The 13,067-nt window shown below is 71.3% G+C and carries 7 protein-coding genes; 3 read left to right on the top strand and 4 right to left on the bottom strand.

What is annotated here, in order from left to right:
* Positions 1-73: 73 nt before the first annotated feature.
* Together QRN27_RS04405 and QRN27_RS04400 are read right to left on the bottom strand one after the other, a co-directional pair.
* Positions 74-847 (bottom strand): DNA-formamidopyrimidine glycosylase family protein, encoded by a 774-nt coding sequence (locus tag QRN27_RS04405; RefSeq protein WP_194669256.1) that lies wholly within the window; start codon positions 845-847, stop codon positions 74-76.
* An 80-nt stretch (positions 848-927) separates the two neighbouring features.
* Complete coding sequence (locus tag QRN27_RS04400; RefSeq protein WP_285040868.1) at positions 928-5,766, bottom strand: ATP-dependent helicase; 4,839 nt, start codon at positions 5,764-5,766, stop codon at positions 928-930.
* 150 nt (positions 5,767-5,916) lie between these two features.
* Here QRN27_RS04400 and QRN27_RS04395 point away from each other — a divergent pair, with 150 nt between their 5' ends.
* Positions 5,917-6,486 (top strand): NUDIX hydrolase family protein, encoded by a 570-nt coding sequence (locus tag QRN27_RS04395; protein WP_056008317.1) that lies wholly within the window; start codon positions 5,917-5,919, stop codon positions 6,484-6,486.
* Between the two features lie 91 nt (positions 6,487-6,577).
* Here QRN27_RS04395 and QRN27_RS04390 read toward each other — a convergent pair whose 3' ends face one another.
* Both QRN27_RS04390 and QRN27_RS04385 read right to left on the bottom strand, forming a co-directional pair.
* Entirely contained in the window at positions 6,578-7,072 is a 495-nt protein-coding gene (locus QRN27_RS04390) for a GNAT family N-acetyltransferase (protein ID WP_285040867.1), read from the bottom strand.
* A 107-nt stretch (positions 7,073-7,179) separates the two neighbouring features.
* Complete coding sequence (locus QRN27_RS04385) at positions 7,180-8,772, bottom strand: DEAD/DEAH box helicase (RefSeq protein WP_194669259.1); 1,593 nt, start codon at positions 8,770-8,772, stop codon at positions 7,180-7,182.
* A gap of 498 nt (positions 8,773-9,270) precedes the next feature.
* On the opposite strand from QRN27_RS04385, the gene QRN27_RS04380 reads away from it, so the two are divergent.
* Together QRN27_RS04380 and QRN27_RS04375 are read left to right on the top strand one after the other, a co-directional pair.
* Complete coding sequence (locus QRN27_RS04380; protein WP_285040866.1) at positions 9,271-11,277, top strand: glycoside hydrolase family 127 protein; 2,007 nt, start codon at positions 9,271-9,273, stop codon at positions 11,275-11,277.
* 82 nt (positions 11,278-11,359) lie between these two features.
* A complete protein-coding gene (locus tag QRN27_RS04375; protein WP_285036663.1) occupies positions 11,360-13,054 on the top strand; it encodes an ABC transporter substrate-binding protein in 1,695 nt (564 codons plus the stop codon).
* Positions 13,055-13,067: the final 13 nt, after the last annotated feature.

Raw genomic sequence — 13,067 nt, 5'->3', positions numbered from 1 at the left:
GCGGATCAGCGTGTGCCCTTCGACAGGCTCAGGGACCGGGGCCCTTCGACAGGCTCAGGGACCGGGGGCCGGGTCAGGTCTGGCAGTGGGGGCACCAGTAGGTGTCGCGGAGCGCGGTCGGGTCGGCACCGAGTTTGCCGCGCTGGATCCGGGTCCCACAGCGCAGACAGCGCTGGCCGTCGCGTCCGTACACCCACGTCTTCCGGCCGGGCCGCGTGTCGCCCGTCGTGACCCGGTTGCGGCGGTCGCGGTTCGCGTTGATGAGGCGGTAACCGAGCCGGACGGCGCCCGGGAGGTCGACCTCGGCGCTCGGTCTCGTGGGCAGCACGCCGCGGATGAAGCACAGCTCGTTGACGTACTCGTTGCCGAGCCCGGCCAGATTGCGCTGGTCGAGGAGGGCGACGTGGATCTCGCGGCCGTCGGCCTCGAGGTTCCGGATGGCGCGAGCCTCGTCCCAATCCGGACCGAGGAGATCGGGGCCCAGCCAGCCGAACCGCTCCTCGTCCTCGCGGGACGGGAAGACCTCGACGAGGCCGAGCTCGAAGCCGACGGTGACCCAATGCTCGGTCGACACGATCGCGCGGGCCTTCCACGCCGGGCGCCGCCAGTGCTCGCCCGGCTGGTAGACGTGCCACAGCCCCTCCATCTTCAGGTGGGTGTGGAGGGTGTGGTCGCCGATGTGGTGCAGGAGGTGCTTGCCGCGCGGGATGACGTCGTGGACCACCTCGCCGCGGAGGTCGACGGTCGCGAAGGCGGGGACGCGGAGGTCGAAGCCGGAGACGACCTCGCCGGCCAGCGCCTGTCGCAACCGATGCGCGGCCTGGAAGACCGTGTCACCCTCTGGCATGAACCGCTCCGTCCGTTCCGGCTACGGTGCCACCGGCACGGTGCCCGGCGCAACCCGTGGCGGCGACCAGCCACCCCGGTTCAGCCACGCCGGAGCCGCAACCCGCGTGGTGTCTCGACGAAACCGGCCTCGCGCAGGGCGTGGCCCGTCGGGGTGCCGAGGACGAAGGTACCGTTCACCTGTTCGATCCCGAGTTTCTCGATGCGCCCCGCCGTCACCGTCGACGCGAGGGACCGCGCGCCGGCGCGGAGCTGGTCCTCGTCCTCCGTGAACACCAGCGCGGTCTTGCCACCGCGTTCGAGGTAGTAGACGGGCGCACCGTCGACGAGGACGATGAGCGCGCCGGCCTTCCGCCCCGGCCGGTGCTTCACGCCGGTGACCTCCTGGCTGGGCCAGCCGAGTGCGGCGCCATACGGGTTCGCGGGGTCGGTCGCGGCGAGTGTCACAGCGGCGAGCGGCGGGTCGTCGTCGGTGCGGATGAAGCTCCGCAGTCGGTCGACCGTGCCCGAGGAGGCGAACTGGGCACCCCCGAGTCGCTCCACGAAGTACCCGCGTCGGCAACGGCCGTTCTCCTCGAACTGCTTCAACACCCGGTAGGCGAGGGCGAAGCCGCCGACGACGCCTTCGGCCACCACCGAACCCCGGGTGACGACGCCGTAGCGCTCCAGCAGGGTCTCGCCGGTCGCGACGGCCCGGATGGTGGCGTCCTGCTCGGCGAGCGGCAGGATCGACCACCGGCCTCCGAGGGTCTGGCTCGCGCGCGTGGACATCGATGGGCGCTGCAGGTTGCGTCCGCGGTACAGCTTCGCGCGCGGGGTCTGCCGCTGCACCCGGTGGGCCGAGGTACCGCCTCCGGACCCGACGAGCGTGCGCAGTGGGGAGAAGGTGTCGTTGGTCACCAGCCCTGCCCACACGAGCTCCCAGAGGGCGTCGACGAGGAGCTTGTCGTCCGTCGACCCGACCGATTCCGCGAGCTGCCGGAAGAAGTACGCGCCGCCGCCGCCGAGGGTCGCGAGCAGCTCCGTCTGCAGGGCGTCCGGCGTGTGCGGGGTGGGGGTCAGTGGCAGCGTGAGTGGCGCCGTATCGGCGAGGTGGAGGGCGACCCAGCCGTCGTTGCCGGGGATGGAGCCGCTGCCCGACCATACGACCTCGCCCGTCGCGGTGAGCTCGTCGAGCATGGCCGGGCTGTAGTCGGCGACCCGCGAGGGCAGGATGAGCGACTCCCAGGCCGAGGCCGGGATCGGCGCGCCGGCGAGCTGGTCGATGACGGTCGCGACGCCGTCGACGCCCCGGAGTGTCCCGCCGAGGTGCTGCCACACGGGCAGGAACCGGGCGAAGGCCTGCTGCTCGACGGGCTCGACCTCGTGGCGGAGCGCGGCGAGCGAGCGGATGCGCAGCTTGCGGAGGACGCCGGCGTCGCACCACTCGGTGGCGTCGGTCGGGCCGCGGTCGGCGTCGTCCCCCGTCTGCTGCCGGCCGGCGGGGAGGAACTCACCCTTGACCACGCGTCCGGCGTCGGCGAGTCGAGCGAGGGTGTGCTGGACCACGGCCGTGCCGAGCCCGAACCGCCTGGCCGCCTGCCCGGTGGTGAACGGCCCGTGGGTGCGGGCGTACCGGGCGAGGAGGTCGCCGAGGGGATCGGTGACCGGCTCGGTGAAGGCCACCGGGACACCGATCGGCAGGGGCGTCCCGAGGGCGTCGCGGAGACGGCCCGCGTCCTCGATGGCGGCGAAGCGTTCCTCCCCGGCGATCGGGACGCGGATGACGCGCTTCGTGCGTTCGAGCTCGGCGACGGCTGCGGCGGAGCGCGCCGGGTCGGGGACCCAGGCGTCCGGGTCGTCACCGCGGCTCGCCTCGCCGTCGGTCGACACGGCGACCCCGTCGAACATCGTGCGGGCCGCGATCTCGTCCACGGTGAGCGGACCAAGCATCCGCAGCGCGTCGGCGACACCCTCGACCCCCTTGAGTCGTCGCTCCGGGTCGAGTCGTTGCAGTTCGAGGGCGGTCTGCTCGATGACGCCGGGGTCGAGGAGTTCGCGGAGCTCCACCCGACCGAGCAACTCGCCGAGCATCGTGCTGTCGACCGCGAGAGCCGCAGCCCGGCGCTCGGCGAGCGGGCTGTCGCCCTCGTACATGAACGCGCCGACGTAGCCGAAGAGCAGGGACCGGGCGTAGGGCGACGGCTGATCGGTCGTGGTCTCGACGATGCGGATCGCGCGTGACTGCAGCTCGCGCGCGAGGTGGTCGAGAGCCGGGAGGTCGTAGACGTCCTGCAGGCACTCGCGCAGCGTCTCGAGGATGATCGGGAAGGTCGGGTACTGCTTCGCGACCTCGAGCAACTGGGCCGAGCGCTGGCGTTGCTGCCACAGCGGCGAGCGCTTCTGCGGCGAGTAGTTGGGGAGCAGGAGGGCACGCGCGGCGCACTCTCGGAACCGGGAGGCGAACAGGGCGGACCCGCCGACCTCCTGCGTCACGAGGGCGTCGAGCTCCTCCGGCTCGAAGACGAAGAGTTCGGCTCCCGGCGGCTCACTCTCGGTGTCGGGAAGCCGCACGATGATGCCGTCGTCGCTCGCCACCGCCGAGCCGTCGACGCCGAGCCGCTCCTGCACCCGGGCGCCGACCGCGAGCGCCCAGGGTGCGTGCACGCGGAGTCCGTAGGGGGAGTGGAGGATGACGCGCCAGTCACCGAGTTCGTCGCGTGAGCGCTCGACGACGAGCGTGGTGTCGTTCGGGACGACGCCCGTCGCTTCGCGCTGTTCACGGACGTAGGCGACGAGGTTGCTGATGGCCCGTTCGTCGAGTCCGGCAGCCTCCAAGCGCGGGGTCGAACCGGTTCCCGTGGTGTCGAGCTCGCGCACGAACGCGCCGATGGCACGACCGAGTTCGGCCGGGCGTCCGATGCCGTCTCCCTTCCAGAACGGCAGCCGCCCCGGCTGGCCGAACGCCGGGGTCACGAGCACGCGGTCGTGGGTGATCTCCTGGATGCGCCAGCTCGTCGCACCAAGGGCGAAGACGTCGCCCACGCGGGACTCGTAGACCATCTCCTCGTCGAGCTCTCCGACGCGAGCCCCGGCACCGGATTCGCCGACCATGAACACGCCGAAAAGGCCGCGGTCGGGGATGGTGCCACCACTCGTGACCGCGAGGCGCTGGGCCCCCGGTCGACCCGTCAGGACCCCGGCGTCACGATCCCAGACGATGCGCGGGCGCAGTTCCGCGAAGGCGTCGGAAGGGTAGCGCCCGGCCAGGAGGTCGAGGGTCGCCTCGAAGGCCGAACGGGGCAGGGAAGCGAACGGAGCGCTGCGCTTGACGGTCTCGAACCAGTCCTCCACGCCGAGCTCGTCGAGTGCGACCGCCGCGACCGTCTGCTGCGCGAGGATGTCGAGCGGGTTCGACGGGACCTCGATCGCCTCGATGAGCCCGGCCTCCATCCGCTCCGTCGCCACCGTGGTGCTGATGAGGTCGGCACGGTGCTTCGGGAACAGGACACCCCGAGAGACCTCGCCCACCTGGTGGCCGGCGCGTCCGACGCGCTGCAGACCGCTGGCGACGCTCGGCGGGGACTCCACCTGGATGACGAGGTCGACCTCGCCCATGTCGATGCCGAGCTCGAGGCTGGAGGTCGCGACGACGCACCGCAGCCGACCGGACTTCAAGTCCTCCTCGATGCCGGCGCGCTGCTCCTTCGAGACGGAGCCGTGGTGGGCTCGGGCGAGCAGCGGGATGTCGTCGTCGCTCGCCTCCGTGGCGGGGCGGGCCGCTGCGGCCGCCACACTCGCCGAGCCGCGGGTCTGGCCACTCTGCGCCATGAGCTGGGCGGGCGGGCGCCCGGCGCCCGGCGTCACGAGGGCGCTCTCGCTGAGCCGGGCCTCGTTGATCTCGTTGAGTCGGGCGGTGAGACGCTCGGCGAGCCGCCGTGAGTTGGCGAAGACGATCGTGGAGCGGTGGGCGAGCACGCGGTCGACGATGGCCTCCTCGACGTGCGGCCAGATGCTGCCGACGCGGTCCTCGCCGCCGCCGTCGCTGTTCGGGGTGTAGCCGGTGAAGCCGCCGCCACTGCCGTCGTCGTCGGCCTCGCCCGGTGTCCGCATGCCGGCGTCGGGATCGGTCATGTCGTCGACGGGGACCACGACCCGGAGGTCGAAGGTCTTGGCCGCGGGAGGCGAGACGATCTCCACGGGCGCGCGGCCGCCGAGGAACCGTGCGACCTCCTCGGCCGGGCGCACGGTTGCCGAGAGCCCGATGCGCTGGACGGGCTTGTCGAGCATGGCGTCGAGCCGCTCCAGCGAAACCGCGAGGTGCGCGCCGCGTTTCGTCGAGGCGACCGCGTGGATCTCGTCGATGATGACGGTGTCGACCGTGCGGAGGGTCTCGCGGGCCGCGCTCGTCAGCATGAGGAACAGCGACTCGGGCGTGGTGATGAGGATGTCGGGTGGCTCTTTGGCCATGGCGCGGCGGTCGGCCGACGGGGTGTCGCCCGAACGGACGCCGACGCTGATCGTCGGCGGTTCGGTGCCGAGGCGTCGTGCCGCCTGGGCGATGCCCACGAGCGGCGTGCGGAGGTTGCGCTCGACGTCGACCCCGAGCGCCTTCAGCGGGGAGATGTAGAGCACGCGGGTGCCGCGCGAGCGGTCGCGCTGGGCGGCGGCCGCCTCCGCCTCGTCGGCCTCGAGACCGCTGAGCGGCACGCCCGTCCGCCGCTTCGCCCCGTGTTCCGCGATCGCCTCGGACAGCAGGCGGTCGATCGACCACAGGAAGGCGGAGAGCGTCTTGCCCGATCCGGTCGGTGCCACGACGAGGGCGTTGGCACCCCGCGAGATCGCCTCCCACGCACCCGCCTGAGCCGGCGTGGGCGCGACGAACGCCCCCTCGAACCAGTCGCGTGTGGCGGGGGAGAAGCGCTCGAGCACCTCGGTCATGGGTTCCATCATCCAGCACACCACCGACACCGCGACCGGCATCGCGTCCGGTGGGCGGGGCCCCTATGATCGCGGTGTCGACCGGGGGACGCCGCGTCGAACCGCCGCCCGCCTGGATCGCCGTTCGGCTCCATGCGGTATGAAGGAGCTATGAGCGTTCGCACCCCAGATCCCAACCCGGAACCCGATCTCCCCGGCAATTCCAATCCGGGCTGGCTGTCGGACGTCGAACTCGAGGAGATCCGCCGCCGCCTCCCGCTGCTCTATGTGGAGGCCGTACCCGTCCGGGTCGACGGCTTCGGCGTCGTGACGGAGGTCGGCGTGCTGCTGCGGGCCACCGCTCTCGGCGAGATGACGCGCACGCTCGTCTCCGGTCGCGTCATGTACGGCGAGACCATCCGCGACGCGCTCTTCCGCCACCTCGAGAAGGACCTCGGTCCGATGGCGTTCCCGCTGCTCCCGGCGTCACCCGTGCCGTTCCAGGTGGCCGAGTACTTCCCGCTCCCCGGGCTTTCGCCGTACTCCGACGACCGGCAGCACGCCGTCGCGCTCGCGTACGTCGTGCCGGTGACGGGGACGTGCGAACCGCGGCAGGACGCCCTCGAACTCACGTGGATGACGCCCGAGGCGGCGTCGTCCGATGCGATCGCCGCCGAGATGGAGGGTGGCCGCGGCGCCCTGCTGCGCGCGGCCCTCGCCTCCGTCGGCCGGCTGCGCTAGCCCTTCGACAGGCTCAGGGACCGGGAGAGCGGTTCGGGGACCGGCCTTTCGACAGGCTCAGGGACCCGGGCTGGCTCAGTGCCGGGCGGGGTCAGCGGGTGAGGCGGACCTCGTCGATGGTCTCGCCGAGGAACGGCTCGGTGCGCGCCGCACCGTCGGCCTGGAACCCGTTGCGCTCGTAGAAGCGGTGCGCGCGCGGGTTGTCGGCGGCCACCCAGAGGTAGGCGGGCTGGCCGTCGGGGATCGCGGCGTCGAAGAGCTGCTGCCCGATGCCCGTGCCGTGCCAGGCGTCCAGCAGGTAGATGAAGTACAGCTCACGCTCGCGCGGCATGTCCTCGTCGCGGCCGGGGCCCGAACCCGAGAACCCGACGATCTCGCCGTCGACGAGCGCGGCGAAGTGCGTGTACTCGGGACCCTGCGCGGCCCAGTGGGTCCACAGCTCGGCCATACGGCGAGGGGAGAGGTTCGCGAGGGTGGCGGAGCTGATCAGGTGGTCGTAGGTCTCGTGCCAGGTGGTGGCGTGCACACGCCCCAAGGACTCGGCGTCGACGTCTCGGATCGGGCGGACGACTGCGGTGGCGTTCATGGTGGAACCGTATCCCGACAGCACCCGTCCGGCGAAATCGGGGCCGCGGGAACGGCGAAGCGCCGCCCACCCGGAGGTGGACGGCGCTTCGATCGAGCGGGTCGCTGCTAGTTGCTGCTGGACGCGCGACGGTTCGTTCGCGGACGCGAGGACTCCGCCGGAGCGCCCGAGTTCGCGGCGTAGCCGGTGCTGTAGTGGGTCCGGCTGCCACCGGTGGCTGCACCGGCACCGGCGCGGGCGCCACCGGAACGGCCGGCACCGGAGCGCTGACCACCCTGGCCACCCTGACCGCCGGCGGGACGACCGCCACGACGACCGCCGCCGCCCTGACCGCCCTCACGGGGTGCACCGTCGCGGCTCGCGCCGGCACGGGCGCCGTCGCGGTCGCGGTGACCGTTGCCGAGGCCGTTGCCGTCGCGTGCGGCGCGCTTGCGCTGCGCGTTGGCGCCCTGCGAGCGACCACCGCCGCCACCACCCTGCGGCTGCACGGCCGCGCGGGGCGCCGGCTTCACGTAGGCGGCGACGTCGCCGATGAGCTCGAGGACCGCCGGGGAGGTCGCGGTGACCGCCTGCGGGGTGACGTTGATCTCGGCCTTGCGGAGGAGCTTCTTGAGGTCGTCCATCTGGCCGGGGATCGCGAGGGTGACGACGTCACCGGCGCTGCCCGCACGAGCGGTGCGGCCCGAGCGGTGCAGGTACGCCTTGTGCTCGGTCGGCGGGTCGACGTGGATGACGAGCTCGACGTCGTCGACGTGCACACCGCGGGCGGCGACGTCGGTGGCGACGAGGACCTTGGCGGTCCCGGCGCTGAAGGCAGCGAGGTTGCGGTCGCGGGCCACCTGCGAGAGGTTGCCGTGCAGGTCGACGGCGGGGATACCGGAGTCGGTGAGCTGCTTCGCAAGCTTCTTCGCGTGGTGCTTCGTGCGCATGAAGAGGATGCGACGGCCGCTGCCGGAGGCGAGGGCCTGGATGAGGTCCTTCTTCGACTCGACCGAGGGGGTCGTGAAGACGTGGTGCGTCATGGCGGCGACGGGCGAGTTCGCCTCGTCCACCGAGTGGAGCACCTCGTTCTGGAGGAACTTGCGGACGAGCTTGTCCACGCCGTTGTCGAGCGTCGCCGAGAACAGCAGACGCTGTCCGCCGCGAGGCGTCTTGTCGAGGATGCGCGTGACGACCGGCAGGAAGCCGAGGTCGGCCATGTGGTCGGCCTCGTCGAGGACGGTGATCTCCACGGCGTCGAGGTTCACGAAGCCCTGCTTCATGAGGTCCTCGAGGCGGCCGGGGCAGGCGATGACGATGTCGACGCCGGCGCGGAGGGCCTCTTCCTGACGCTTCTGCGAGACGCCGCCGAAGATCGTGGTGGTCTTCAAGGAGTAGGCGTCCGCGAGCGGCTGCATGACCGCCGCGATCTGGGTGGCGAGCTCACGCGTCGGCGCGAGGACCAGGCCGAGCGGGCGACCCGGGCGGCGCTTGCCGCCGGCGAGTGCGCCGCCGAGCCGGGCGACCATCGGGATGCTGAACGCGAGCGTCTTGCCGGAGCCGGTCTTGCCGCGGCCGAGGACGTCGCGTCCGCCGAGGGTGTCGGGGAGCGTGTCGATCTGGATGGGGAACGCGCTCGTCTTGCCGTCCTTCGCGAGGGAGGCGACGAGTGGTGCCGGGACGCCGAGGGCGTCGAAGGTGATGGGGGCTGCTTCGGTCATGGGTGTGTGTCTCTTTCAGGCACGGCCACGAGCTTCGATGACGGCTGCCGGGCGCACAAGTGCTGCAGTGGCGGGCACGGCCGTCGTGATTCCTCACGGGCTGCATCGCTCACGCGAGTGATCGCATGGGTGATACGGCGTGCTTCCGTCGGCGTCGTCGCTGGTGGGAGGTGGCGAAGGCGCAGGATCGCGCATCCGTTCGCCGTATGAAGTGTCATCGACCCTGGCATGCACCGCTGGGATGCCATGTAGGGGAGAGAGGGAGCGTTCTACGACGCAAGCGAACCCCGCACCGGATGGTGCGATCGAACGCGAGTGGTCCAACCCTAGCGCATGAGGCTCCACGCTCGCTGAGTGGCGCTCGTTACGGCGGTGTTTCCATCTCCTGGGATCGGTCGTCGGCGCTTGACAGTCCGCTGGAGCGGGTGAGTAATGTGTCACCCACCACAAACCGGTATCGGTGTACTGTGTCACACGGTACAGAAAGGCCTGTCGCCCATGAGCTTCGACGAAGACGCCCGAACAGCGAGCGCCGCCGTGCGCGCGGATCGCGAGGCAGGTGCCGTCCACCCTCTTGCCGGACACCGTGTCCCCGTGGCCGCCGGCCGGGTCCGGTTGGGCGAGGGTGAACTCGGTGCGTGGCAGCGTCGGAACCGCCGGGCGACCGCGCCGCACGCGATCGAGCAGCTCCGACTCGCCGGCAACCTCGACAACCTCGCGAGGGTCGCCGATCCGGCCGACGCGACGGGCGCCTTCCGAGGCCGCTACCCGTTCCTCGACACCGACGTGTTCAAGACGCTCGAGGGGCTCGCCTACCTGCTCGCCGAGGACGGCGACGAGGACGAGGTCACCCGGACGGTCCGCGACTTCTACGAGGAGGCCGTCGCCGTCATCCAGGCGGCCCAGCGTGAGGACGGCTACCTCAACTCCTACTTCCAGGCGCCCGAGATCGACAAGGAGCCCTGGGAGGACCTGGCGTGGGGGCACGAGCTCTACAACCTCGGTCACCTCATCCAGGCCGCCGTCGCCGCCCAGCGGAGGCTCGGCGACGGGCGTCTGTTGGACGTCGCGCGAGCGTTCGCCGATCTCGCCGTCCGGCGGTTCGGACCGGACGGCGACCCGCAGGTGTGCGGGCACCCCGAGGTGGAGATGGCGCTCGTCGAGCTGTTCCGTGAGACGGGCGAGCGGTCCTACCTCGAGCTGGCGTCCGCCTTCGTCGACCGTCGCGGCCACGGCACCGTCGAACTCCGGGTCTTCCCGGCGGAGTACTTCCAGGACTCGGCGCCGCTCCGCGAACTGGACTCCGTGACCGGCCACGCCGTGCGGATGGCCTACCTGGCCGCCGGTGCCGCGGACGTCGCGCTCGAACAGGGCGACGACGGCCTCCTCGCAGCCCTGCAGCGTCTGTGGGACGACATGGTCGAGACGAAGCTCTACTTCACCGGCGGGCTCGGCAGCCGCCACTCCGACGAGGCGATCGGCGACCGCTACGAGCTGCCCTCCGAGCGCTCGTACAGCGAGACCTGCGCCGCCATCGCGGTCATGCAGTGGTCCTGGCGGATGTACCTCGCGACCGGTTCTTCGGCCGTGCTCGACACCTTCGAGACCGTCCTCTACAACGCCTACGCCGCCGGACTCTCGGCCGACGGCACCGCGTTCTTCTACGACAACCCGCTCCAGCGTCGCCCGGACCACCTCCAGCGTTCCGGGGCGGAGCCCGACGGCGGACTGCTCCGTCGCAGCTGGTTCGGCTGCCCGTGCTGCCCGCCGAACATCGTGCGCTGGACCGCCGAGCTCCAGGACCACCTCGCCGTGGTCACCCCGGTGGGGATCGAGCTCGCCCAGTACACCGCGGCGACCATCGAGACCGAGCGCTTCAGCTGCACGGTCGACACCGCGTACCCGTGGGACGGGTCGGTCGTCGTCACGGTCGACGCCGCCGAGGAAGCCGAGGTCGAGCTCGCCCTGCGGGTGCCCGGTTGGGCGACGGACGCCACGCTCCGTGTCGCCGGCGAGGCCGGGGACGCCCGACCGGTCGACGGCTGGATCCGTCTCAGCCGCCGGTGGACGGCGGGTGAGCGGGTCGAACTCGACCTCCCCATGCCGGTCAGGGCGCACGGCGCGCACCCTTCGGTCGACGCGCTCCGCGGATCACTGGCGTTCGCGCGCGGACCGGTCGTCTACTGCGCCGAGCAGGAGGACGGCACGACCGACCTCGACCTGCTCCGCCTCTCGCCGGCGGACGCCGATCGCGCCGTCGTCGAGCACCGTCGCATCCTCGAGACCGAGCGGATCGACGCGGTCGCGCTCCTCCTCCCGGCCATGGCGGACGCGCCGGCGCCGGCCGTGCTCTACCCGGCGCTCACCGGCGGCGGCTCGACGCCCGCCGGAGCGACGCCACCGCCCGCCGAGCCGATGCGCGAGACCACCGCGACCCTCATCCCCTACGCCCTGTGGGGCAACCGCGGACCCGGCGCCATGCGCGTGTGGTTCCGCGCCCGCTGACCTTCCTCGACCCGTTCCCCTCGCACCGCTCCACCCTCTCCATCCGCGGGCATCCGCCCGATCCACACGAAAGCAGAGCGTCATGAAGCAACGATTCTCCATCCCCGCCCTCGCGGCGGCGGCCGTCCTCCTCCTTGCGGGGTGTACCTCCGCGGGCTCGGGCTCGGCAGGTGAAGGCCCCTCCAGCACCCCGGTCAAGGGTGGCACCGTCGACGTCCTGCTGAACGCGGACTTCTCCCACCTCGACCCGGTCCAGGGCTTCGACGGCGGCGTGAACAACTTCTACCGCCTCATCTACCGCACGTTGACGACGCAGTCCACGGGTGAAGGGGCCAAGGGCACCGAGATGGTCCCCGACCTCGCGACCGACCTCGGCACCGTGAGCGACGACGGCCTCCAGTGGACCTTCACGCTCAAGGACGACCTCAAGTTCGAGGACGGAACGCCCATCACGAGCGCCGACGTCAAGTTCGGCGTCGAGCGCTCCTTCGACCCGGCCATCGCCGTCGGCTCGCCCTACGCCCGCCTCACCATCGCCGGCGCGGACACGTACGAGGGTCCGTACATCACCGGTGACCTGCCGTCCATCCAGACGCCGGACGACAAGACCATCGTCTTCACCCTCAAGGAACCCTTCGCCGACTTCGCGAGCGTCGTCGGGCAGAACAGCTTCGTCCCGTTCCCGGCCGACACCGAGCGGGTGACGACCACGAGCCTCGACAAGATGCCGATCTCCTCCGGCCCCTACAAGGTCGAGAGCTACGAGCGCGGTTCGCAACTGAAGCTCGTCCGCAACGACGAGTGGGACGCGAAGACGGACGACGTCCGCAAGGCCTACCCCGACGGCTTCGACTTCACCTTCGGGCTCGACGCCTCGACCATCGACGAGCGCATGATCGCCGGCCAGGGTGACGACGCGAACGCGATCGCCGGTTCCGTGCAGGCGGCCTCCATCTCCCGGATCCAGACGCCCGCGCTGAAGGCGCGCACCATCTCCGGCCTCCAGGGCTGCACCACGTACATGGGCCTGAACACCACGAAGCCCAACATGGACAACCCGCTGGTCCGCCAGGCCATCGCCTACGCCATCGACCGCGAGTCGGTGAAGGACGCCTCGGGCGGTTCGCAGCTCGCGGACATCGCGACCACCATGCTGCCGCCGACCGTCGCCGGTCAGACCGACTTCGACCTGTACCCCAGCAAGGACAACGCCGGCGACCCGGAGAAGGCCAAGGAACTCCTCGCCGAGGCAGGCCTCCCCGACGGCTTCTCCTTCACCCTCGACATCCGTAGCCAGCCCAAGATGCAGGCCCAGGCCGAGGCGGTGCAGCAGGCGCTCGCGAAGGCGGGCATCACGGTGAACTTCAACCTCATCGACACCTCGACCTACTACGAGGTCATCGGCACGACGTCGCAGCAGAACGACGCCGCCATCACCGGCTGGTGCCCGGACTGGGCCTCCGGCTCGACCTTCCTGCCGCCGCTGTTCGACGGCTCGCAGATCTTCCCGAAGGGCAACTCGAACATCGCCCAGCTGAACGACCCGGCCGTCAACGAGCGCATCGCCGAGATCCGCGCGATGACCGACACCGATGAGGCGAACGCCGCCTGGGGCGCCCTCGACGAGCAGATCCAGAAGCTCGTCCCGACCGTGCCGCTGCTCTTCGAGAAGACGGTCATGGTCGTCGGCGCCAACGTCGCCGGTGCGTACTCCCACGCCGGCTACTCCGGCGGTATCGACTACGTGTCCGTCGGCCTGTCCTCGGCCGGCAAGTAGTCGGAAGGCCGGT

The sequence above is a fragment of the Plantibacter sp. LMC-P-059a genome, assembly GCF_030209505.1.
GTDB lineage: Bacteria > Actinomycetota > Actinomycetes > Actinomycetales > Microbacteriaceae > Plantibacter.
This window is presented reverse-complemented; position numbering and strand designations above follow the sequence as displayed.